Genomic DNA, 20,569 nt, shown 5'->3' with positions numbered 1-20,569 from the left:
CCTGCCGCCGATCACAATCCGGGCTTCGTCGAGATGCCAGATGTCTTCGCGTTTCGCCGACTTTCGGCGCAGCCTGCGCGCATACGCCGCCCCGAATTTCAGGCTCCACCGGCGGATCGTCTCATACGAAACGACAATACCGCGTTCGAGCAGCATCTCCTCGATCAGCCGAAAGCTCAGCGGGAACCGGAAATACAGCCACACCGCGTGCCCGATGATCTCACGCGGAAAACGATGTCGTTTGTAGCTGCAAGGCAGAGCACTCATGCAGCTAAACTATCACGCCTCACTTAACGTGACAGCACCCGTTGAGCGCGTTCTGTTTGCAGTCTTCGCCGCCCATTACGCTCAGGAGCGCGCCGAGGCTATGGCGTTGCTCGGCAAGCTCTCTGAAAGTCTGCGCCCAGCCGGTCTGGACGGGCCTGAAGGCCCGAAGGCCTCGCTGGTCGTGCCAGCGGAGATCGTGGCGGAAGCCGATGCGATGCTGGCGTCGCCGGGCGCGCTCGGCCGCATCAACGAACTCTGCGCGCGAAACGGCTGGACCACGACCGCGCTCATGACGCTGCTCACCGAAGCCCGACGGAAGGCCGGCGTTCTGGCGCCGCCTGCCTTCGCGATCGTGAAGCTGATCGACCGGCCGCTTTGGTACGCGCTGCACTCTCTCGGTTTTCCGCAGGAGCGCCCCGAAGAGGACGTCCATCCAAACCCGCGTGTGGAAGCCGCAGGCGCGCGCGCGCACTGGGATGCTGAACGGAAGGCGCGTCGGCCCATCTACACCCCCGCCGTCTCCGTCGCGATCGACACCATTCGCCCTCGCCCCCAAACCCCCTGAAGGACCAACATCATGACCACCATCACCATCGAAACCGAAGGTCAGGCCCCGATCGTCATTGCGCTCGGCGGCGCACCGTCTCTGGATCAGGGTCACTTCGGGAATAAGGATCACCCGAACGCTTATCCTGGAGAGCCTTATTCTCCGCCCGCCCCTGTCCTCGCGGAACGGTCGCCCCCCGAAGGCCGTCCCGGCTGGAGAAAGCGCCTCAGGGACGCCGCTCCAGGCGTGGCGCTCGGCCTGGTGGCCGCCCTTGTCATTGTGGGGTCACGACCCGCCGCCATTCCCGGCGCAGTCGGACAGGACGCAATCTCCGACGGCTCCATCCCGCAGCAACCCCTGCTCCCTCCCCTGCCGGGCGGACCCATCGGGGCGGCGTCGCCCTCAGGCTGGAACGGCTCAGGGGCCGTCGATCGGCCGCGAAGCGTCAACCAGACGATTCAGGACTCCCAGCGTCTCATGACGACAGGAAACTCCCCCTATGCGGCGGGCGGCGCCAGAGCCGCTGCGCCACGGGAAAACTCTGGCGGTGCGCCGACGGCCGACGTCGCGCCGACGATCAGCGGAGCCCCTACGGTCGGCGCGGCAGGCAAGCCCGGCGGCGCCTTCGGGCTGGAGCCCTGATCCATGGCGAAACGTCAGATCGGCGGGCCTCTCGCTCACCAGCAGGTTCGTCGCGGGGCGACCTACCGCGACACGCGGCCCTTCCTCGAGCGCTTCGTCGAGGAGATGCGAACGTCCTCGTCCGGCTTTGTCCTGCTCGTCATCGCGGGAGTGAGCTGGTTCGCGCCCGCGATCATCGGCGTCACACTTCCTCTGGCCGTGCTGCTCACGCTATGGGTCGTGACGCGGCGGCCCGTGCTACCCTTCCATCTCCCCCGGTATTCAGGGCTTGCGGATGAACATGATCTGGATCCCGAAACCCGGAAACCGAAAAAAGCCGGGGGGATCGTCTATCTTGGCACTGAGGCCAGAACGGGTCAGCAGCTCTGGATGTCGTCTGACGCGGCCCGCCAGCACGCCGCCATGCCCGGGACTACAGGCGCCGGTAAAACCACGTCAGCCATTTCCCTTCTCGCCAACCCTCTTGCCCATGGCTCAGGATTTCTCCTCATCGACGGAAAGGGCGACAACACGGTTTACGGCGACGTTCTGGCTCTGACCCGCCGGTTCGGCCTGGACGATCAGCTTCTGAGCCTGAATCTCCTGACAGCGAGTTCGATCAGGGAATCCAACACCTTCAATCCGTTCGCCACGGGCAACGCTGACGCCATCCGTGAAATGCTGGTCAGCCAGCTCGGAGAACCGGTCGCCAACGACGCCAACGGCGTCTTTCGTGACAGGGCGGTGAACCTTATCGGCACGCTCACGCCGGCGCTGGTGTGGATGCGCGACCGGCATGGGGTCTCGATCAATATCGAGACCATCCGTTTCGCGACCGAACTGCGATGGCTGGCGACCCTGGCGCGCCATCGCATATTCCTGGTCCGCAACCCCGGTCAGAACCAGCCCATCAAGATTCCTGTTCCCGACATCCCGGATGACGTCCTCTACCCCTTCCACGCCTATCTGGGCGAATTGCCGGGATATGACACCGGGCTGGAATGGAACCAGCAGAAGGAAAGTCGTCCATCGGAACAACATGGTTTCGCGACCATGTATTTCTCGAAGATATTCACGCAGTTCGCGGTTTCCCTCGGCCATATCTTCAAGGTCGAGAATGGCGACATCGACATGCGCGATGTGGTGCTCAATCGCCGCGTGCTGCTCGTCATTCTTCCCTCTCTGGAAAACTCGTCCGACACGCTCGCCGGGCTTGGCAAGATCATCGTCGCGTCTGTTCGTGCGGTCATGGCGCAGCTCCTTGGTGCGCGGCTGAACGGTCCGGCCGAAGAAATTTTCAAGCTGAAGGCCGGATCAGGGGACGCGCCATACCAGTTCTTTTTCGACGAACTCAGCGCCTACGCCACTGACGGCATGGACCGCATGCTCGCCATGGGGCGTGGTCTGAACTGCATGTTCTGGCTCGGGTTTCAGGATCTGCCGGGCCTTACGACACGCATCGGCGACAAGGCGTTCACTCTTCTCGGCAACGCCAACCTGACGCACGCCATGCGCCTGCAGGACGCCATGCGAACCCGCGAATGGATCGAGAAACAGTCCGACCGCGTGGAAGTGACGCAGGCGACCCACTATGAGGGGAATTCCGCCGGCAGCTACCGCGAGGGACGTGGCGCCGAGATCCGGGAAGTCGCCCGCATTCCATGGGCCGATCTGCAATCCCTGATCGAGGGCGAAGCCATCAGCATGTTCGCAGGCCGCGTCGTCCATTCGAAGACCTTCTTTGCGAAGGTCAACGGCAGGGCCGGCGTTATCCGCACCGCCCAGCCCGTTATGCTCTCCGCCCCGATCGTCATGGACGGAAGCGCTCCGGACGATGAGACGCGGGCCGTGCTCGACACGATCGAGAACGGGAGTTACCGCTCGGAACTTCACGCTCCGGTCACGGAACCCGCCTTCGAGCGTCTGATCAAAGAGGTGAAGCGCTGCGGCGAGGATCCTGCGGGAATTGGCGCGGCGTTCCCGGTCATAGCAGGCGCTCTCGTCGGTCTTTCGGTCGAGCCCATCCCGGGGAACGACAACACCCTGATCAGCTTCCCGGTGCGACGCGAGGAAGTCGAGCGCACGCCATTCACCATCATGTTGCGCGACGCCGCCTTATCGCCAAAGCCGGGCTACAGAACGCCGCCTTCTCCCCGCCCGCCTCTGGACGGCGTGTTGCTTGGCGCACTGGACGCGATCGAACGCACCATCGATCCGCGACCCGGGGTCGCCCGCAAGCAGGCGCTGTTGCTCCTGGGAGCCAAAGCTCGGGTCGAAGGCGACGCAAAGCAATACGAGGATGACCTGCCTGCGCCTCCTGGCGCGCGTGAACTGGCGCGGCGGATTCACGAGCTTACGAAAAGACTGGTGGCGTGATTAATTTTCTTTCAATGCAAAGGGAAACTGCCGTTGGTCGTATCGTTGTCACTGGTCATCGCCACTCGACTTCAAGAACTCATGGAACTCGTCATATTGTGGTTCCTGGGGCGGGATCACGGTAATTGCCCTGCCCCCGGCTATCTTCAGGCTGGCCCTGACAAGATGATTACGCCTTGGCCCGCGCCAAACTGTCCCTTGAGGACATCCAGCATATCGATTTCGTCGGTCGTATCGTTGTCAGTCATGCCAAATCCACCAACCAATTCTCGACCTTCAGCCCTCGGATACGGCCAAACTCACGGGTGTTGTTCGTCACCAGGGTTGCTTTGAGAGTGTATGCATGGGCCGCGATGAGCAAATCATTCATGCCGATTATCTGCCCCGCCGCCTCGAGTTCGGCGCGGATGCCGCCGTATTCACCGTCAGCGGGAATATCGAGCGGCAGTACCGGCACGAACGCCAGTATGCCTTCTACCCGGCTCAGCAGCTTTGCGGAGCCTTTCTTGGCGCATCCATAACGCAGTTCGGCCGCCACGATGATGCTGGTGCAGAGGTCGCCTGGGTAGACTTGTGCGATGCGTCGCGCAGTAGATCCGGATGGATTGCGGACAAGGTCGCTGATGATGTTGGTATCAAGAAGATAGGCACTCACAAGGTATCTTCCGGTCTGGCGGCGACATCATGAACGTCGGGGAAATCGTCCTCGGGGCCTAACGGGGGCTCTTCACGCCATGCGCCGAGGAGTTCTTTCAGCGTAGACGGCGCCTTGACGGGCTCAAGAACCAGCCTGTCACCGTCCCGACGGATAAGCACGCGGTCTCCCGGCAGTTCAAATTCCACCGGGATACGCACTGCCTGACTGCGATTATTCCGGAAGAGTTTTACCTCCCGAGGTCGCGGATGGATTTCAGGGATGGGCATAGTGGCCTCCTGTATGTATATGTCAAATTGTATATGCTCAACGACGAGAAATCAAGGTCTTGGATGATTGATGCCATGAAAGTAAATTGTTCAGACTGACTCGAGACCGCTCCCCAGCAGGAGCCGCTGTATGGCGATCGGTCCCACTCCATGATCTCACGCGATCAACAGTCCCGTATAGGTTAGATGCGTGAGCCAGTCGTACCGCCACCAAATCTTGAAACCGTCCCGCTCTGCGCGCAAGGCGCCGCCGCAATTCGAACCAGTCCAGTGCCTGGACAATAAGCGCCCATCGACATCGCAAAGCCTGAGAGTAGTGGTGTGCTTGTCAAAACCAGAAACAAAATAACGAGCTTTGCTCTCGATCTTCCACATCGCTAGCGCTGCAGATTGGATGATGGCCTAACAGCCTCTTAGAGTGCTTGACATTTCATCGAAACATATCACAACGTAACATGGAAACTTAACGTAACAAATGAAATAGACGAGACGGCGACTATGGAAACTTTTGTGCCTGCGCAGAAATTCGCATCTGAGGACGATTTGCTGCTTTTCTCAGCCATGCCCTCTGAAAGCCTGACAGTTATCGGAACGCCGCCTGGAGGAGGCGGAGGAACTATCCCTGGAGGCGGCGGCGGCGGCGTAGGCCCTACTACTGGCGGCAATGGAAACGCCGATTATGGTGCATGGCAGATTGCAGATTTATCGCCAAATGCGCAAAATAAATTCCAGATGCAGGACGGGCAAAGTGAAGCGCTTCAGACAGGAGTTAAAAATGGCACTACAGCACCTCCTGCTGGCGCCACGACCGTTAACAACGCAACAGGGGCTTGCAGTGTTTCCACCGGTCCCAACCAGATTTCATTTTCAGTTAATCTTGCAGGAAAAGGTGTGTCGGCTGGAGGTTGCGTAGGATTATCAAATGAGATTGCGGGTAGGATAATCGGCGATGTAGAGTCCGCAGCAAGTCGAATAATGGGAGATTTCGAAAGAGCATTCGATAAAATTATAGGGGGAAGTCAAAATAAATTGAATAATTCTATGCAATTTATTGCAGGATCCTCGTCAGTTGCGCAATCATCAATGATGTCGTCTAATCTAACAAATGATCAGCTCCTTCAAATTTCACAAGATTTTCTAAACGAAGTCGCCAGTGATATAGCTAGTAATTACGATGGCACGCCAATTGTGGGAAGTTATCAGCAGGCGGCATTGCGAGACAATTATATAGCTTCCGTGCCTGTATCTTTGGACAATCACAAGGTCAATACACCCGGTGCGTCGCTGGCGAGCGACAGCAATTCCCAGGTAAAATATTAATTTATATAGTTTCAGGTTGAGCACAGAAATAACTTTTAACTTGCGGGTTCGAAATCTGTGCTCTACCTATGTCTGATTGCTACATATTTTTCACTATGCAATTTTTTTTGCCTCGACATGTACAGAGAACACAAAGCGGATATTGTAAAATTATTCGTCTACGCATTACTCGGTCTTGTTGCAGCCATTTCTTTAAAGTTGTATTTTTATATTGCGCAATATTTTTTATTTACTGATAACGTCTTTATGTTGGGGATTCGTGAGGAGTTAGCAAAATTATTATTTTCAATAATCGGATTTAAACTCCTTAAAGAGCAAAACTTTCTTCGCTCTTCTGTGTGTGTGTCAGCTGCATTTGCTGGGTGGGAAACTTACGGATGGGGTAGGCTATTACCTGATCATGATAATTTTACGATTTGGGCAAGGCAAGTTTTGGCAATGCCTAGTCACGTTGAGTTTACATCGATCATAGCTTTAGTATTTCTCCTGACACACAGAAATAAATGTATTATGACTTGTTTTACTCTCATCGCAACATCATTTGCTCACTCTATATTAGATAGATATATTGTCAATTCGAGTTTGTTAATTATATTCACCTTCTATGTTGGTTTATTTTTTGCATTTATTACAATAAAAAAGAGGTGTATAAAAAAATTTGGAATAACAAGAATCAGTATTCTTTTTGCATTTCCTGCGCTATTGTGGATTTTATTATTAATATGCGTGATATCGTCAAAGATTATCAATAGCACGCCTATTTTCAGCGCTGTTTTTTGGGAGTGTTTGTTCACGTTTAACCTAAACGCCGCTGTGATGATAAGTCTCTATTTTTCGCATATTAGATCTCTTGTTCTGACGAGGAATTCTGAAGTGCAGAGGGACTAGCTTGCGTCAACTTCGCTGCCATATATTTGAAAATGCCAATGACCTTTTTTGAAAAACCTGTTGTGACAGGATTTAAGTGATGCCGGGCAGTGACGCTACCGGTTTATTTCGTTGTTGGCAGACGATTCTCAGGTGACTCTGCGGGGTGTTGCACCACTTTCTGTTTTTGACCATCAGTGACGTTGAAATGATGTTAGGATTCGGTCCATCTAGTTCGCGTGGCAAAGCCACTTAGGCATTGACACACTATAAGAGATCCACAAAATCTGTAAAAATAGGTCTTCCCCCCTGAATATGCTGTGAGAGTTGACTTTATCAATATGAATCTCGATAATCATCATGTCACAGAGGTTTTATACTATGTATTTCTCTTTAATAGTCGTTGCTGTTTCTCGCCCCGAGTATGTGAAAACCATAGAAAAGACAATGGCGATTGCTGCACGATATTTATTTGAAATCATAATAGTACATAACAATAATGATATATTTATTTCATTTAAGAACAAAATACAAACCGAACACTTAAACGTAATAGGCATTAATGCTGGAGATAGAAAGTTTAACAAGTCACTATTTATAAACATAGCCGCAAGCTACGCCAGTAATGATTTTTTGCTATTTTGCGATTCTGACGTTTACCTGACAGATTTCGATTTTGAATTCGTCGCACACAACGTAGTGAAGAAGAATTTTGTTACGCTCGAAACCGTATCCGAAAGCGTGGTTCCTGAAAACTTTCTCCCATACGGAAATCTACATAGGATAGATCACGGTATAACAATATGCTTATCAAATGGAATTGAGGCCTATACCACTATATCTTCATCATTTCCTCAGGCGCGCGCGCGCGGCGCTCCGGGTATATTTTCCATCTTGAGAACAGACTTCACTGCTGTTGGTGGATATAATTCTGCATTAGAAGGATGGGGGTGGGAGGATATTGATTTTATATTGCGATCACAATTAACGCTGGGGCTAAATCGATTGTATCATGGACGTGGTATTCATCTCACACACGGCGACGAACAAAGGAATATCCTAGCAAAAAATAAATTTGAAGATCAATACAAGAATAGGTCAACGTCATTAAATAATATATCAAATGATGTTTTTACAGGAACGATGGAAAGTGACGTTAATACATTTCTGGGATGACGAAAATGCGCTATATACAATATGAGCCACTTCCCTGTATAGAACAAATTCAAATTATTGAACTATTACCTCTTGTTGATGAGTTTTCCGACAATTTTATTTATATTGCACAAAACAAGAAGAAAGAGAATGTATTGTGGTATAATTCTCGGCCCATAGACGATGAATGTTTGGTTGATTCCTACAAATTGCACCACAGGCTGTCGAATAAAATAATGAATTATTATGATTCGATGCCGAGTATAAAGTCTGGCAATGAGTCGATTTTTGCTCGCCCGAAATTGGATATTTATAACTTGTTTTCCGATAATAGAACGTTCGTGGAATATCTTATTGAGATTCACAGCCATATTTTTCAAGCACCATCTAAGTTTCGAAACTTTCCAGTTAGAACATCAGGCCACATCTCACACGAAACAATATTCTATCCGGATTGTAATGTGATCGATTTGGAAATTGAAAACATACGATCTCGTTTAAACTCCTATGCCAGAATTAATCCTTATTTGTCTGCGATGTACGCTTACTGTTCGTTGGTTACCTTGCATCCTTTTGGGGATGGGAATGGACGGGTAGGAAGAATATTGTTTAATAATATTATACAAAATGCAGCCAGCAGTGACGCTTATTTCCCCGTTTACGAACTTTCTTATATTTCAAAACGGGGTATGACTTTAAATCTAAGAGAAGCTCGGTATTTCGGGAGATGGTATCCAATCATAAAGTGGTTTGCCACTGCCTCCACTCAACTGCGTATTACTTTGGATTCTTGATTGTAGGTAAATTCTTAATTCATATTGTATTTTTTGGAATAACGTTTCTCATACTTTTAAGTGCCCTGTTATGCCCGCCTCCGGCCCTCTTTTCCGCTCACCCGGAACGACCGGCTCACCCTGTGACGGCACTGCTCCTGCCCGTTCGCGGCGGAGGCTGACTTCGCGCTCGCTCATGACGATCTGAGCATGCTCCATGATCTGTCGCAGCTCAGCATCAAGCTTCGCGATAAGACCACCATGCTCTTTCTGTATTTGCCGTCCGCGAACGGCGATTTTGTTCTCCTGTCCCGGATCGCGTCCCTCGCGTCGCGCCTGCTCCATTTTGCGGCCGACGTCGATCAGCTCGCGCACCCGCTGATCGCGATCCTTTCGCTTTCGATGCGGAAGATCCATTCCCAGGGCCTTGTATGGCTTGTGCGCCATCCTGCGCGCGACATGATCCCAAAGATCCTCGCTGGTAATGGACGTCTGGTCTCCAAGCGCCCGTCCGTTACGCACCGCCTCGAAGGTCGCGCCGTCCGCGATCATCGTCCACGTCGTACCCCGCGCCCGGCTTTCCGCGACATAGGATGTGAAACCTGTGGCGAGATCCGCGCCACGCGGCATGGCGTTTATGTGTTCATCCGACGTCAGGCCCTGCGCCGCGTCGACCGTCATCGCGTGCCCGAAGCCAAGCATGACGCGGTTGGATCGGCCATCTGAGAACCGCCTCCATTCCACATCCGCCTCCTGGCCGCCGGCGAGACGAAGACGCAGCCCCTCGTCGGTGACGCCCAGAACTTCGCAGATGTCGCCGTTATTGCCTGCCCAGGTGGACTTTCCATCCACCTTTCCCCAAACCCGCCTGTAAAGCCGGACGCGATCGCCAGTCGCCACAGCCATGTCGTATTCGTCGCCGCGCTGGTCGACCGCTTTCACGACGCGCTCTTCGCGCGCCACCTCGCCGCGCTCCTGCAGCAACCGGCGCACCGCCTGACTCAGATCGGCCGCGTCGCGGTTGGTCAGGACCGACATGCTGACGGTCTTACAGGATCCGTCCCGCTTCGGGCCTTCCGCTCTGAGGGCGTCCCGTCGATCGAGATAGTGCCGCGCGATCGTCTCCAGCACATTGTCATGGTCTCCGGTGACAAGACTGATGGTACCGTCTTCCCGTTTCATCGCGATCGCTTTCTTCACCTCGTCCGCGTGAAAGCGGTTGCGAAGATCGTCGTCCCGGTCTGCGTCCGTTTCGGCGGCGGTCGCCTTCCCTTTTGTCGCGTAGGCGTCCAGTTCCGCCTCTCCGGGCTCTTCGCCACGAAACAGCCCTGCGATCATCCTGTCGCGCTGACGTCTCTGCCTGACCGTCGACAGAAGCTCGGCGCGATCAGTGTCCTCGAGCACGCGGTTTATGATTTCGAGCGCATCGCCGGCCTCGATCGCCTGCGCCTGTTCGCGGTCGCCCATCAGCCTCAGGATCAGCCCGGTATCACGTTGCATCTCCAGTAACCGGAGCATCTGCCGTGGCGCCACCTGCCCGACCTCGTCAAGAGCGATTACGGTGTTGCGGTCCAGCACGAGATCGCCCCGATCCACGCGATCCAGAAACGGCGAAAGCGCATAGGTCTCTTCAATCCCTGCATCCTTCAGCGCGTCCGCTTGACGCCACGCGTTCGCGACCCCGATCACTCGCCGGCCTTCAGGACCAGCTCGTTCGTCATGCCGCCACGCGTCAACCAGAGGCCTGAGGAGCGTCGTCTTGCCGGACCCGGCCACTCCGGTCAGCATGGCGATCGCCCCGCCCTGTCCAAGGGTGTAGACCGCTTCACGCTGCGCCAGACCCTGCGCGGATTCAAAATCCAGTCCGGACCGCTCGATGGCCCTGTCGATCGCGTCCTTACCGAGAGCCCCGCTCCGATCCCCGGCTGCCCGCGCGACATGAATCGCAAGATCCTCTTCAAGCCGGATCTGTTCGGTGTGCGTGACGCGCTCCTGTTCGCCTTTCGCCGCGACCACGAGCTGGACCCTCTGACCGCGCACATCAATGCCGCGCTCCTCGGTGAGCCTGACGACATCATCAATGTCCCTGACGCCGCCATCGATCCCGGTCGCGATCAATCCGCGCGCCGCGTACATGCGCAGCTTGTGGTGATCGATCACAGCCGCCGTCTTGAACTCTTCCTCCAGATGGCGCGCGACGAAGCGCCAGGCCTCGTCGAGCCGACCATGACGGTCGAGGCCTGGATCGATTTCAGGTCCGATCAGACTCTGGTCGACCCAGCCCAACTCGTCCGCCTGCCGTTTCCAGATCTCCCGGTCATCGGCGCCCTGATCCTTGCCTAGCCGTGCGGCCAGTCCGGCCATCGAGAGGATCTTCTGCTTCCCCTCGATCGACATCTCGTCCCAGTCCAGCCCCTGATCCGTCGCATAGGCCTGCGCGGCTTTAAGGACGTTGCGCCGTCCCTTGCTGAAGAAATCGGAAATGGGTTGCGGGACGGCGCTGACGATCGTCGCCTGCTCCTTCGCGTCGTATTGCTGCTCGATCCCGATGCTGCGCAGCTCCTGAGCCAGCACGGCCTGAAAATACGCCCCGAATTCATGCACGCGCGAGCGCAGCTGTTTCGTGTCGAGGGAGCCGACATGACCGTCCTCGGTCACGACCATGTTGAACAGGGTGTTATGGATATGAGCGTGCGGATCTCCGCCGACTGGCGTGTCGATCAGATAGGTGACGTCGCTCTCCGGGTCTTTCGCCTCGACGGTCGGGCGCGCCGTCGTGTGGCGATAAGACACCCACGCCACCTCGCCTTCCTCGGCGCCGTCCTTCCCGCCCCTGCCCCGCCGGGCCTGCCCCAGTTCGCGGGCGACGTAGCGCATGGTGGCGTCGTTCGCCGTATCAATGGCGTGCCAGATCGCCGCGCGTTCCGCCTCGGTCGTGGCGAATTCGGCGGCCAGCGTCACGGACTTATGGGGAGCAAGCGTGAGATCGTAGGCGCTGATCTTGCGGTCATGGGCCGACCACGCCTCGCCGTTATCCGCCCGCTTCGCCTCATACAGGTTGGCGAGCTGCGCGTTGGTCGGCGGAGTGAACCGGTCGATGCCCAGGACATCGGCCGCCCGCGCGCTCATGTCCGGACGCCAGGCGGCGCGGCCGTCGCGACCCGTATAGTAGCTGGTCAGGCGGGCGCCGTCTCCATCGGGAGCCTTCGTGGGATCGAGACGGAAATCCACCTCTGGGTCTGGTATCTCCTGAGTGTAGTAGGCCGTGACCAGCCGCCCCTTGCAGGCGGCCGAGATCTTTCGGAACGTCATCATGCTCCATCAGCCCCCGCCTCGTCGGGCGTTTCCCGGGACCGAGGTTCGCGGCCTTCCAGAATGTCGAGCGAAACCCCTGTCGTATGGTCAATACGGCGCAGAATGGGGCGCTGATCGGCGATCAGGGTCACGACGCGCGCCAGCAGCTCGTCCAGCGTGGGGCCGTCGCTCTTTTCGGGCGTGAGAAGCTCAAGAATAAGGTCCTGACGCGTGGCGATGGCCCGCAGCGCCTCTTTCACCGCGTCGAACTGTTCGTCGACATGCACCCGCCATTCGGCTTCAGTGGGTTGTGGGGTGTTGCTCATACCGTCCTGCCCTGCGTTTCAAGTGTCGCAGCACAGGTTTCGCCAACGTCATGCGACGAGAAAGGGCGAGCGGAAAAGGAAGGCGACTAGGGGCGCGGCGCGTAGCCTCTGGCCAGCTTCTGGCGGCTCAGGCGGGCGAGCTGGTTGGCGGCCGCCCCGGCGTCGACGAAAAGGTCAAGACGCAACCGGCCCTGCGTCCCGATCCGGCCCCAGCGCCGCATGAGCGCGGCGCCGCCGAACAGGTCGGGCTGGATCGTCAGCTCGTAGTAACGCCATGCGTTGCAGGCGGGATCGATGCGAACCAGCGACGCGGAAGTCGGGAACAGGGCAAGTTGCATGAAAGACCCTCCCACCATGGAGGGGCAGTCTATCAGGTTGCGGGATCGAGTACGAGCCCTTATGCGCCCGCCAGAGAGTCCTTGACGGCCTTCGCCGGGGTGTAGGCCAGCTTGCGGCCTGCCGGAATGGTCATTTCCTCCCCGGTCTGGGGATTGCGGCCGGTGCGCTCGGGCCTCGAGCGCACAACGAACTTGCCGAAGCCCGAAATGCTGGTTTCCTCGCCTTTGGCGGCGGCCTCCCTTATCGCGGCAAAAACAGTCTCAAGGGCCGTCTTCGCGTCCTTCTTCGTGATGTCAGCCGCAGCCGAAATTCGTTCGATCAGATCGTTGTTGGTCATTGTCTTCCGTCTTGTTGTTTTTGCCGCCAGCACGTTAATGCCCGCCACGATGGAGCGACAAGAGTCCATACCGCTTGCCGCCCCGGAAAAAACCGACCCTACGCCGCTTGCGCTGGCCCTTCCGGCAACGCAGCCGATACCGGTTCAAAGTAGGGGCCTGTGCCCAGTTTGTCATCGAGCAGTTTCATGACCGTGGATAGACGGCACATATACTGACGCATCTGATCGGGCCGCCGGCTATCCTGCCCCAGGGCGAACCAGCTGATCTGCACAAGCTTCACCAGATGAATCAGTTCCAGCATGTCCAGATCATAGGACCAGGGGCGCTTTGCTTCGGTCAACGCTTTTTCGACCGAGAATTTACCGTTCACGCGGGTCACCAGGTGACGGGTTGACTGGTAGATGTCGTCCTCTTTCAGCTGCGCCAGGAGGCGCAGATCGGCCTCGCTGATCTGGGGCCGGGGCGCGCTGTCGGCCTGCGCCTCTGCGCCCGGCCTGTATTCGCCCGTGCGCCGGATCTGCGGCAACACCTCCTCCGTCACCCAGCGCCGGAACCGCTTGGCTACGGGTTTTCGGGACGTAAAGGACAGGTGGTAGGCGCCGCTTTCGCTCACCGCGAGCACTTCCTGTACACCCCCAGCTGTCTCCTGTGGGATTAGACATACTTCGTCGTCGTCTAACTGTCGGACTGCATCTCGCGAACGGCGCAGCTCAAGAGCCTCACATACCTCTTTGGCTAACAGCCATCGCTGCCCGGCGTGATCGAACGCCTCGAACGTTCGACCTTCAAACGTAAGTGCATGGTCCAGTGATCTGGTCATCATTTGTTCTCCTGAGTGTGTGTCCGAGACCAGACTGAGCCCCCAACATGCGACGAACTACGGAAAACTGACCATCATCGTCCTTCTGGATGTGCAGCCGCAACTCTCAAAGGGAGCGATTAGTAACCGCACCCTTTCCCGCCTGCCCGTCCCTGGCGGCGGAGCCGCCCGCACTGAGGGTGCAATGGTGTATGAGAGCCCAGATTTCAGGTGGCACACACATGGCACGGAACAGTCACGGTTCTGGCACGGACATGGGGCGACAGGTGGCACGGAAATGGCCCGGACATGGGACTGGACGTGGCACATTTTTTCTCAAAGCGGTTTTTGGTCGCATGTGATCCGGTCATCCTCATCCCGTCAGCAAGTCCGATGGGGGATCACATGACATTCGCCAGCCTGAAAGAGCGGCTCAAATCCCAACCGCGTAAACGTAAGGTCGGAGAGTTGTATCGATGGCTCTACAGAAACCACGCCGAGCTCGAAGCTGATCGCCTGCCCGGCGAGATGTGGTTGCCATACGTTGAAATCGCGATGGAACACGGGATCCCGATTGGAACCGACAAGCGGTCCATTCAACGTGTGCGCAAAACATGGCGCATGGTCTGTCTGGCTAAAGCACGACGCGCACAGGATGAGGAAGAAGCCGAGCGAACCCGTGTCGAGCGCAAGGAAAAGAACTCAATCCGTCCTGTCGCGCCCAGCCGCCTGCCTGCGGACTGGAAGCCAGAATTCGTGGAGCCAGCCAGGTCAGAACCTGATAGCGCACCAGTCATCGTTCATCGCACCCTGAGCGAGGCTCGCGTCACATCCATGGTTACGACCGACCAGAACCCGCGCGCCAGTTACGACAGGATCAGAGCCGCGAGGATCGATCTGGGGAGGGCCCAGTGGGACGTCACGGCGCTGAAGGAAAAGATCAGACTGAACGAAACGAACGGCGGCCGGGCCATCGCTCAGGAACAGACGGCCCGCCTCCCTGCTCTGGAAGCGATAGTCGCGGAGAAAAACGACGTCCTTGAGCGTCTCATGCGTGGGGAGGACGTGCCGGACCAGCCTGTCGGCCCCACTGAAGCCGAAAATTAGCGCACGGCATGAAGAAACATCTGTTTCGTCGCATGATGGAAGGATGAAGTCCCTCTCAACGGCGGGCTCTTCGGGGCGCGTTCGTCGGACCATGAACCGGATCCACTGTGATCACGAGAAGGGTATGAGATGACTACAACCAAACCAGCGCCGAGCGAGACCAGACCAGCCAGCCCCGTCCGGACGAAGCCGCCAGTCCTCCTGACAGCTGTTGGCCGGCAACGGACGGGAAAAACGGTTTTTCTCAACGCGCTCACCCAGACCGTCATTCGTCAGGGCGGAGACGTGGAGGTCTGGAACACCGACCATCTCAACGTCTCGCATTCAATCTCACACTTCCACCCCGACGCCAGAAAGCCCGAGGCTTCGACGCTGAAGGATCAGAAGGTGTGGCTGGAGCAGCAGATTGAGGGACTGGTGACCCGCAAGAAAGACGTGGTTCTCGATATCGGCGGCGGATGGACTGCGTTCCATGAAATCATCAACACGACGCCTCTTGTGCCGCAGCTCGCAAGACTGGGGATCAAGGTCGTGGTGGTCTATATGCTCGGCACTGAACTGGCGGACGCCGACTATTTGCAGGACCTTCAGGAAAAGCGCCGCTTCCTGCCAGGACACAGCATCGTCGTTCTGAACCGCGGGCTTCTGCCTCTTGGATACAACAGCGACAGCCATTTCGACAAAATTCGCAACTCGGACGCCGTTATGGACGCGAGCGCGGGCAAGCCGGACGGCGGCATCTACTTCATGCCGGAGCTGGACCGCATGGACGAAATTACGGACCGGCGACTGTCCTATACCGATTTTTGTGATGACAAGCAGGTCGAAGGGCATCCCCCGACCGGCCTGTTTGACCGGATGCGCGCCGAGGACTGGTTCTTCCGCGCATTCCCCGAGTTTCTGGCGAAGATCGACCCGGCGCTTCTTCCCGATATGCCGCTGGGCCTGCCGAAGCCCAGGGAATTTGTGTGATCATGAGCCAACATGCCCGCATAGCCCCGGCTGAAACGACGCCGACGCAAGACCAGGCGATCGAGGAGCTGAAGCGGGCTCTTCAACACTTCACGGCGCGCCCTGACTCCCCGAACGGGCGCTTCTTTCTGGCGATTATCGCGGTTCTCGAGGCCCAGAACCGTGCGCTGGACAGGATGCCCCGGACGTTGAACGACACGCTGCTGATGCTGCAAACCGAGCGGCGCAGCATCGAACATGCCCTTGGCGACGGCGTGGAAGCCGCGCGCGCCCTCCACTCGATCAACGAGAAGATGGTCGAAGGGCGGGTCCTGGACGTGATCAGCAAGGTCTTCTCGTCCATGGAGCCCGAAGTCGGGCGGCGGGCGAAGCTGATCGCCGACCGGTATCAGTGGCGCTCTACCGGATTGATCGTCTTCTGGGCGGCAATGCTGATTCTGGGTGGCTTCGTGCTCGGACGCCTCCCGTGACAGGGTGTGGCCGTTTTGGACACACTCTCTCCCTGGGCCTTATTTTTTTGAATCCCGTCTCATCATGGCCGGTCAGACTCGGGCATCGCCACTACAGGAGGAACCCGTGAGACCGAGAAACCATGCTCCCCGCCCCTCATGGAGAGCGTGGCAGCTTCTGGGATGCTGCTTCGTGATCTATCCGGCGGCGGCCCAGACGGTCAACGTGCCGTCCGGCCTTCCGCCGACCGTCAATGCAACCTGGCAGGAAATCGGGATGGGCGACTGGACGCCGCCCACCTCGTCGACGACGCAACAGATTAGCGGCAGCGGATCCGTCGTCTCGACCACGACCAGTTCCGGAAGCGACACTGACGCGCTGCAGTCGATGTATTCGCAGTCATGGGGATACGCCGCCGCACAGAACGCGAGCGCGCTTGGTGTTAATCCTAACGCTCTTGCGGCGACCTGCGTTGTGGAGTCTGGTTGCCAGAACGTGAACACCGCTGGCGGCGGCAACACGATCACCGGGGCTTTCCAGATGTCGAACGGAACGTACAGCGAGGAGCTTCAGAAGGCGCTGGCGTCCGACCCAAGCCTTGCCGCCTCGATCACCGACACGGGGATATCAGGCCAGCAGGATCCGGCCACCCAGGCCGTCGCGGCGGCCCAGTATCTGAAGGACGCAGCGACCTCGCTGCAAAAAGCCGGGATAAGCGACCCGACCGCCCTGGACACACGAGCCTATTACAATTTCGGCCCACAGCGCGGCGCGCAGATCGCCACTGCGAATGATAGCGCACTGATGTCCAGTTACGTGCCAAGTAACCAGCTCGCAAGCAACGGAATTTCTTCAGGAGAAACAGTCGGCCAATGGAAATCTTCCGTCGCCGCGAAGATGGGCTCCGCCGCCAGCTCTCCAATTCTCAGCTCATAGGATAAGACAACATGACACTGAAACATCTACCTCTCGCCTTAGGACTGGCGATCGCACACCTGGCGCCGGTACTCGCGATGGCGGCTGAACATAAACCTATCAAGCCGTTATCGGGATATGTCTGTATGGCGCTCGATGCGCCCGATTCCGTCATGATGAATTTTGATCATCCCATCCCGCTCCTGACTGAACCCCGCGATGGATCAGCGATGATAGCACCAGCCCTTGGTGTTTTACCTGTAGCGACGAACGTTCCTGAAACGAATGGATATGTTCAGAGCATGAACCTTGCATTCAAACCCGGGTGGGTTCCGGCCAAATATGTCAAACCCTATGCTGAGGTTCATCCGGGGAACACATGCACCCCGTATATCATGGACGATGGCAAGCTCGGGTTCATTTTCAGTCACTGAGGTAATTCTATGGGCCTATACCTGACGCAGGCGGCTTTATTGTTTGTCGCTGCTGGCATGGCGATCAGCGGCGTCATTGGCTGCTGGAGGTTGCTTGTGGCAGGCGCTGAAATGGCCGAGGACGGAAATGCGAACGGAGCCGGATTTCCGTTTTGGAGGATCGTGGCGGTCTTCATGCTTTCGATCATGGGCGTCACGATCGCGCTTTATGCCGGCTTTTCGCTTTCTGAGTGATTCGGACGGTGGATGGGTTGGCCGACATAGAGCGTCCGGCCCGTGATCTGGATAGCAAAGGCCGCCCCTGGGCGGCCTTCTGTTATCGCGGAGCGCTTTCTACGTAAGACACTATTCTGTGCGGCGCACCAACCGGCCTTTCTGTTTGTCGCGATTAGTGAGGTAGGACCGCGCAACGGTGGACAACAAACCAGCCGGAATATGCCCATAAACGACGCCCGGCGGTTTGCGTCCGGGGATTGGACGAAGATCCGGACCAGGCCAGATGAAATAGTTGGCCTCTGTTGTAACGATCCACGAAGGAGCGTCGTCCAGACCCAAAAGGCGCTTAACATCTTTGGGGAGAGGAACCGCCTCGGTCTTATCGCGGGGAGGTGAATGCGTAATGGCTAAAACGAGCAGTTCCGCCAAACCGTCTTCGTTTCGGACTGAGAGCGCCAGAACAAGCGTCGGGCGGTCCTTGCGTCCTTCTTCCGCTCCCGCTGCATTTTCGTCGGCCCACAGATAGGAATACCGGATGACGGCTCCCTGGGAGGGATGACTCACGCGCCGTCACGGGCTGCAAGAACTTCAATGTCCGCCAGAAAGCGTTCGGGCGTATCGGCGGCGATAATGGCCTGCTGGTCGCGGCTACGCAGGCGGTCATACTCCTCAATGGAAAGCAGCACATTGCGGGGTCGCCCGTTGCGCGTAACGATGACTGGTTGGGCTAGAGCCATATCGCTGTAATGCGCGAACTTCCGTACCAATTCACCCGCCGTAGCCATAATCCGCTGAACCGAGGCCATAATCCGCTCCTTAATCAGGCATGAAATACATATAATACATATTCTTTAATATGTCAGCGGCTTTGCTCGCCCGCCTGCCCTGCGACGATTGGATCGGCTGTTCGCAGACGCGGGCAGGGCCGATCCAGATGAGCGCTTTCGAGATCGAGGAGCCATGCCGAGATATCCAGGGGCAATGACGACGTGCCGTCGATGGCGCGTCGAAGCTGAGTGCGGTGGACGTGGCATCGCTCTGCGGCGAGGCGTTCGGACCACCCGAGAACCATGAGACAGCGATAGAGCCTGCTTCCGGAGAGGCGCGCCGTCGGGCCTGCGGAAGAAGAAGGATTGCCGTCCATCGCGCAGCTATGCCGCCACGCTTGCGTTGGCGGCGCGCAATTCGCGGGTGAGTCGGAAGACGGCCTCGGGTTGCCAGGTAGTGTGCTGGCCGTGGTCGCTGATCTGCGCGACTTCCGCGTAAACGAGGTCCGCGATTTCGTCGTCCGTTGCGACGCCGCGTGCGATCTTGTCGAGCACGATGGCCCTGAAGGCGTTCTGGCGGAGCGTATCGAGCCAGATTGCCCGGTTCGGGTAGTTCACGGCGAAGCTGTCGCAGAACGCCTTGATAAGCGTCGCTCGTTGAAAAGGCTGATTCCTGACCGCCTCGGCGAGCCGTGGATCGAACGGCTCGACCAGCTCGCAGAGAACGGCTTCGAGCGCAGGATGGACGGGAGGCGTCATGACGCGATCCTTTGTCTGAAGGCGTGAATCCGGTCGAGGACGCGAGCGTCGCGGGCGGCGATCAGTTCCAGCCTCTCCCGCTCTTCTTCCGCTGCGAGTTCGTCCTGAAGCTGCGCTTCGAGGGCGATGAAGTCGGCATGCCGTTCGTCATCGGACCACGCCCCGTTGTCGTCACATCCGGCCGGACAGCAGCCCCATTCGATGCCGTGGGAGCAACAGCCGGGAAACGTCACCTGTTCGCACGGCGGGGCGTAATCGCCCTGGGAGGTCGCGACAGCGACGAATTGCGCCGCCTCTGCGGGAGACAACTTCGCCGCCCGCCGGTCGACTTCACTGGTGAATTTCTGAACATACAGTTCGTATGAGCAGCCGTTGCCCTGCGAGGCGGCGCTTCTGGCTTCTTCGAGAAGTGTGTTGAACAAGGTCTGCATGGGAGAACTCTCCGGCCTCACTGGCCGGGACACCGCCCCGACCCTTCGTTAAATTCCGCGCACTCAGAAAGGGATTTCGTCATCGAGATCGGAACGACCGCCCGGTTCGTCCCACCCGCCGCTGTTCGATGAGCCTGTGTTGCCACGCGAGGGTGAGCCGCCCTGCCCGTCTTCCTCGTTGTGGCGGGTATCGAGGATGGTCAGCTCGCCGCCGAACCGGGGAAGCACGATTTCGGTGGTGTAATTGTCCTTGCCGTCCTGACCGGTCCATTTGCGGGTCTGCAACTTGCCTTCGATGTAGACCTTACGTCCCTTGCGAAGGAAGCGTTCTGCGACATCTGCGCTACGCTCGTTGAAGATGACGATCCGGTGCCATTCGGTGCGCTCCTGACGCTCGCCTGACTGACGGTCGTTCCAGGTGTCGCTGGTCGCCAGGCGGAAGGTGACGATCTTCTGACCCTGCTGGTTTGTGCGGACTTCGGGGTCTTTGCCGAGGTTGCCGACGAGGATGACCTTGTTAACAGATCCAGCCATAACACTATTCCTTCACAGCTATTATGTATTAGTTACCG

General features: G+C 57.4%; 25 protein-coding genes and 1 pseudogene. 12 read left to right on the top strand and 14 right to left on the bottom strand.

What is annotated here, in order from left to right:
* Positions 1-231: pseudogene (locus tag G442_RS0117345) on the bottom strand (IS6 family transposase); the annotation flags it as partial.
* 34 nt (positions 232-265) lie between these two features.
* Between G442_RS0117345 and G442_RS23115 the strand changes: the two are divergent.
* Genes G442_RS23115 through G442_RS0117325 form a run of 3 tightly spaced genes read left to right on the top strand, consistent with a single transcriptional unit; the run spans position 266 to position 3,811 of the window.
* On the top strand, positions 266-832 hold the full coding sequence (locus G442_RS23115; RefSeq protein WP_246789517.1) for a secretion/conjugation apparatus DotM-related subunit: 567 nt from the start codon (positions 266-268) through the stop codon (positions 830-832).
* A gap of 12 nt (positions 833-844) precedes the next feature.
* Complete coding sequence (locus G442_RS23110) at positions 845-1,456, top strand: hypothetical protein (protein ID WP_051292488.1); 612 nt, start codon at positions 845-847, stop codon at positions 1,454-1,456.
* A 3-nt stretch (positions 1,457-1,459) separates the two neighbouring features.
* Complete coding sequence (locus tag G442_RS0117325; protein WP_026398995.1) at positions 1,460-3,811, top strand: type IV secretory system conjugative DNA transfer family protein; 2,352 nt, start codon at positions 1,460-1,462, stop codon at positions 3,809-3,811.
* Between the two features lie 244 nt (positions 3,812-4,055).
* Here the strand turns inward: G442_RS0117325 and G442_RS0117315 are convergent, their stop codons facing one another.
* Entirely contained in the window at positions 4,056-4,466 is a 411-nt protein-coding gene (locus G442_RS0117315; protein ID WP_026398994.1) for a type II toxin-antitoxin system VapC family toxin, read from the bottom strand.
* Positions 4,463-4,735 carry an AbrB/MazE/SpoVT family DNA-binding domain-containing protein gene (locus tag G442_RS0117310; RefSeq protein ID WP_026398993.1) on the bottom strand — a complete coding sequence of 91 codons (273 nt, stop codon included), beginning with the start codon at positions 4,733-4,735 and terminating at the stop codon, positions 4,463-4,465. The genes G442_RS0117315 and G442_RS0117310 overlap by 4 nt, the downstream gene beginning before the upstream one ends.
* Positions 4,736-5,233: 498 nt before the next feature.
* Here G442_RS0117310 and G442_RS25350 point away from each other — a divergent pair, with 498 nt between their 5' ends.
* The 3 genes from G442_RS25350 to G442_RS24580 all read left to right on the top strand — a co-directional run bounded on the left by G442_RS25350 (position 5,234) and on the right by G442_RS24580 (position 8,871).
* Positions 5,234-6,055, top strand: a complete 822-nt coding sequence (locus G442_RS25350) for a hypothetical protein (protein WP_146882616.1) — start codon at positions 5,234-5,236, stop codon at positions 6,053-6,055.
* 1,227 nt (positions 6,056-7,282) lie between these two features.
* Positions 7,283-8,098: a galactosyltransferase-related protein gene (locus G442_RS24585; RefSeq protein ID WP_084440683.1), complete on the top strand. Its 816-nt coding sequence runs from the start codon at positions 7,283-7,285 to the stop codon at positions 8,096-8,098.
* Positions 8,099-8,103: 5 nt separating this feature from the next.
* Positions 8,104-8,871, top strand: coding sequence for a Fic family protein (locus G442_RS24580; protein ID WP_161628394.1), 768 nt, complete (start codon positions 8,104-8,106; stop codon positions 8,869-8,871).
* 48 nt (positions 8,872-8,919) lie between these two features.
* Here the strand turns inward: G442_RS24580 and mobF are convergent, their stop codons facing one another.
* The 5 genes from mobF to G442_RS23100 form a co-directional block, all read right to left on the bottom strand.
* Entirely contained in the window at positions 8,920-12,162 is a 3,243-nt protein-coding gene (mobF, locus tag G442_RS23105; protein ID WP_246789515.1) for a MobF family relaxase, read from the bottom strand.
* Complete coding sequence (locus G442_RS0117295; protein ID WP_026398991.1) at positions 12,162-12,470, bottom strand: hypothetical protein; 309 nt, start codon at positions 12,468-12,470, stop codon at positions 12,162-12,164. Before G442_RS0117295 ends, mobF begins: the two co-directional genes overlap by 1 nt.
* A gap of 86 nt (positions 12,471-12,556) precedes the next feature.
* Entirely contained in the window at positions 12,557-12,826 is a 270-nt protein-coding gene (locus G442_RS0117290; RefSeq protein WP_026398990.1) for a WGR domain-containing protein, read from the bottom strand.
* Between the two features lie 41 nt (positions 12,827-12,867).
* Positions 12,868-13,215, bottom strand: a complete 348-nt coding sequence (locus tag G442_RS0117285; protein ID WP_161628393.1) for an HU family DNA-binding protein — start codon at positions 13,213-13,215, stop codon at positions 12,868-12,870.
* A gap of 29 nt (positions 13,216-13,244) precedes the next feature.
* Complete coding sequence (locus G442_RS23100; RefSeq protein ID WP_035376863.1) at positions 13,245-13,967, bottom strand: BRO-N domain-containing protein; 723 nt, start codon at positions 13,965-13,967, stop codon at positions 13,245-13,247.
* Between the two features lie 384 nt (positions 13,968-14,351).
* Between G442_RS23100 and G442_RS0117275 the strand changes: the two genes are divergently transcribed.
* The 6 genes from G442_RS0117275 (at position 14,352) to G442_RS0117250 (ending at position 18,058) form a co-directional block, all read left to right on the top strand.
* A complete protein-coding gene (locus G442_RS0117275) occupies positions 14,352-15,053 on the top strand; it encodes a hypothetical protein (RefSeq protein ID WP_035376862.1) in 702 nt (233 codons plus the stop codon).
* A gap of 129 nt (positions 15,054-15,182) precedes the next feature.
* The gene (locus G442_RS0117270; protein WP_026398987.1) at positions 15,183-16,025 is read left to right on the top strand and encodes a hypothetical protein; all 843 of its coding nucleotides are present in this window, start codon (positions 15,183-15,185) and stop codon (positions 16,023-16,025) included.
* 2 nt (positions 16,026-16,027) lie between these two features.
* Positions 16,028-16,495, top strand: coding sequence for a hypothetical protein (locus tag G442_RS0117265; RefSeq protein ID WP_026398986.1), 468 nt, complete (start codon positions 16,028-16,030; stop codon positions 16,493-16,495).
* 106 nt (positions 16,496-16,601) lie between these two features.
* Positions 16,602-17,411, top strand: coding sequence for a hypothetical protein (locus G442_RS0117260; RefSeq protein WP_026398985.1), 810 nt, complete (start codon positions 16,602-16,604; stop codon positions 17,409-17,411).
* A 77-nt stretch (positions 17,412-17,488) separates the two neighbouring features.
* Positions 17,489-17,824, top strand: coding sequence for a hypothetical protein (locus G442_RS0117255; protein ID WP_307188554.1), 336 nt, complete (start codon positions 17,489-17,491; stop codon positions 17,822-17,824).
* Between the two features lie 9 nt (positions 17,825-17,833).
* Complete coding sequence (locus tag G442_RS0117250; protein ID WP_026398983.1) at positions 17,834-18,058, top strand: hypothetical protein; 225 nt, start codon at positions 17,834-17,836, stop codon at positions 18,056-18,058.
* Between the two features lie 111 nt (positions 18,059-18,169).
* Here the strand turns inward: G442_RS0117250 and G442_RS0117245 are convergent, their stop codons facing one another.
* The 6 genes from G442_RS0117245 to ssb all read right to left on the bottom strand — a co-directional run bounded on the left by G442_RS0117245 (position 18,170) and on the right by ssb (position 20,531).
* Positions 18,170-18,604 (bottom strand): hypothetical protein, encoded by a 435-nt coding sequence (locus tag G442_RS0117245; protein WP_026398982.1) that lies wholly within the window; start codon positions 18,602-18,604, stop codon positions 18,170-18,172.
* On the bottom strand, positions 18,601-18,846 hold the full coding sequence (locus G442_RS23095) for a type II toxin-antitoxin system prevent-host-death family antitoxin (protein ID WP_246789514.1): 246 nt from the start codon (positions 18,844-18,846) through the stop codon (positions 18,601-18,603). Before G442_RS23095 ends, G442_RS0117245 begins: the two co-directional genes overlap by 4 nt.
* 53 nt (positions 18,847-18,899) lie before the next feature.
* Positions 18,900-19,184 (bottom strand): hypothetical protein, encoded by a 285-nt coding sequence (locus G442_RS0117235; RefSeq protein ID WP_026398981.1) that lies wholly within the window; start codon positions 19,182-19,184, stop codon positions 18,900-18,902.
* 7 nt (positions 19,185-19,191) lie between these two features.
* A complete protein-coding gene (locus G442_RS0117230) occupies positions 19,192-19,566 on the bottom strand; it encodes a hypothetical protein (protein WP_026398980.1) in 375 nt (124 codons plus the stop codon).
* A complete protein-coding gene (locus G442_RS0117225; protein ID WP_026398979.1) occupies positions 19,563-19,997 on the bottom strand; it encodes a hypothetical protein in 435 nt (144 codons plus the stop codon). The genes G442_RS0117230 and G442_RS0117225 overlap by 4 nt, the downstream gene beginning before the upstream one ends.
* Before the next feature lie 63 nt (positions 19,998-20,060).
* Positions 20,061-20,531, bottom strand: a complete 471-nt coding sequence (ssb, locus tag G442_RS0117220) for a single-stranded DNA-binding protein (RefSeq protein ID WP_026398978.1) — start codon at positions 20,529-20,531, stop codon at positions 20,061-20,063.
* Positions 20,532-20,569: the final 38 nt, after the last annotated feature.

It is taken from the genome of Acetobacter nitrogenifigens DSM 23921 = NBRC 105050, from assembly GCF_000429165.1.
Lineage (GTDB): Bacteria > Pseudomonadota > Alphaproteobacteria > Acetobacterales > Acetobacteraceae > Acetobacter > Acetobacter nitrogenifigens.
Note: the sequence above shows the minus strand (reverse complement) of the source record. Positions and strands in the feature narration are given on the sequence as shown.

Excerpts from the sequence above, each read along its gene's own strand:
- G442_RS23115 (WP_246789517.1), top strand. The coding sequence starts at position 266 with ATGCAGCTAAACTATCACGCCTCACTTAACGTGACAGCACCCGTTGAG.
- G442_RS23110 (WP_051292488.1), top strand. The coding sequence starts at position 845 with ATGACCACCATCACCATCGAAACCGAAGGTCAGGCCCCGATCGTCATT.
- G442_RS0117325 (WP_026398995.1), top strand. The coding sequence starts at position 1,460 with ATGGCGAAACGTCAGATCGGCGGGCCTCTCGCTCACCAGCAGGTTCGT.
- G442_RS0117310 (WP_026398993.1), bottom strand. The coding sequence starts at position 4,735 with ATGCCCATCCCTGAAATCCATCCGCGACCTCGGGAGGTAAAACTCTTC.
- G442_RS25350 (WP_146882616.1), top strand. The coding sequence starts at position 5,234 with ATGGAAACTTTTGTGCCTGCGCAGAAATTCGCATCTGAGGACGATTTG.
- G442_RS24585 (WP_084440683.1), top strand. The coding sequence starts at position 7,283 with ATGTCACAGAGGTTTTATACTATGTATTTCTCTTTAATAGTCGTTGCT.
- G442_RS24580 (WP_161628394.1), top strand. The coding sequence starts at position 8,104 with ATGCGCTATATACAATATGAGCCACTTCCCTGTATAGAACAAATTCAA.
- mobF (WP_246789515.1), bottom strand. The coding sequence starts at position 12,162 with ATGACGTTCCGAAAGATCTCGGCCGCCTGCAAGGGGCGGCTGGTCACG.
- G442_RS0117295 (WP_026398991.1), bottom strand. The coding sequence starts at position 12,470 with ATGAGCAACACCCCACAACCCACTGAAGCCGAATGGCGGGTGCATGTC.
- G442_RS0117290 (WP_026398990.1), bottom strand. The coding sequence starts at position 12,826 with ATGGTGGGAGGGTCTTTCATGCAACTTGCCCTGTTCCCGACTTCCGCG.
- G442_RS0117285 (WP_161628393.1), bottom strand. The coding sequence starts at position 13,215 with ATGGACTCTTGTCGCTCCATCGTGGCGGGCATTAACGTGCTGGCGGCA.
- G442_RS23100 (WP_035376863.1), bottom strand. The coding sequence starts at position 13,967 with ATGACCAGATCACTGGACCATGCACTTACGTTTGAAGGTCGAACGTTC.
- G442_RS0117275 (WP_035376862.1), top strand. The coding sequence starts at position 14,352 with ATGACATTCGCCAGCCTGAAAGAGCGGCTCAAATCCCAACCGCGTAAA.
- G442_RS0117270 (WP_026398987.1), top strand. The coding sequence starts at position 15,183 with ATGACTACAACCAAACCAGCGCCGAGCGAGACCAGACCAGCCAGCCCC.
- G442_RS0117265 (WP_026398986.1), top strand. The coding sequence starts at position 16,028 with ATGAGCCAACATGCCCGCATAGCCCCGGCTGAAACGACGCCGACGCAA.
- G442_RS0117255 (WP_307188554.1), top strand. The coding sequence starts at position 17,489 with ATGGCGGCTGAACATAAACCTATCAAGCCGTTATCGGGATATGTCTGT.
- G442_RS0117250 (WP_026398983.1), top strand. The coding sequence starts at position 17,834 with ATGGGCCTATACCTGACGCAGGCGGCTTTATTGTTTGTCGCTGCTGGC.
- G442_RS23095 (WP_246789514.1), bottom strand. The coding sequence starts at position 18,846 with ATGGCCTCGGTTCAGCGGATTATGGCTACGGCGGGTGAATTGGTACGG.
- G442_RS0117235 (WP_026398981.1), bottom strand. The coding sequence starts at position 19,184 with ATGGACGGCAATCCTTCTTCTTCCGCAGGCCCGACGGCGCGCCTCTCC.
- G442_RS0117230 (WP_026398980.1), bottom strand. The coding sequence starts at position 19,566 with ATGACGCCTCCCGTCCATCCTGCGCTCGAAGCCGTTCTCTGCGAGCTG.
- G442_RS0117225 (WP_026398979.1), bottom strand. The coding sequence starts at position 19,997 with ATGCAGACCTTGTTCAACACACTTCTCGAAGAAGCCAGAAGCGCCGCC.
- ssb (WP_026398978.1), bottom strand. The coding sequence starts at position 20,531 with ATGGCTGGATCTGTTAACAAGGTCATCCTCGTCGGCAACCTCGGCAAA.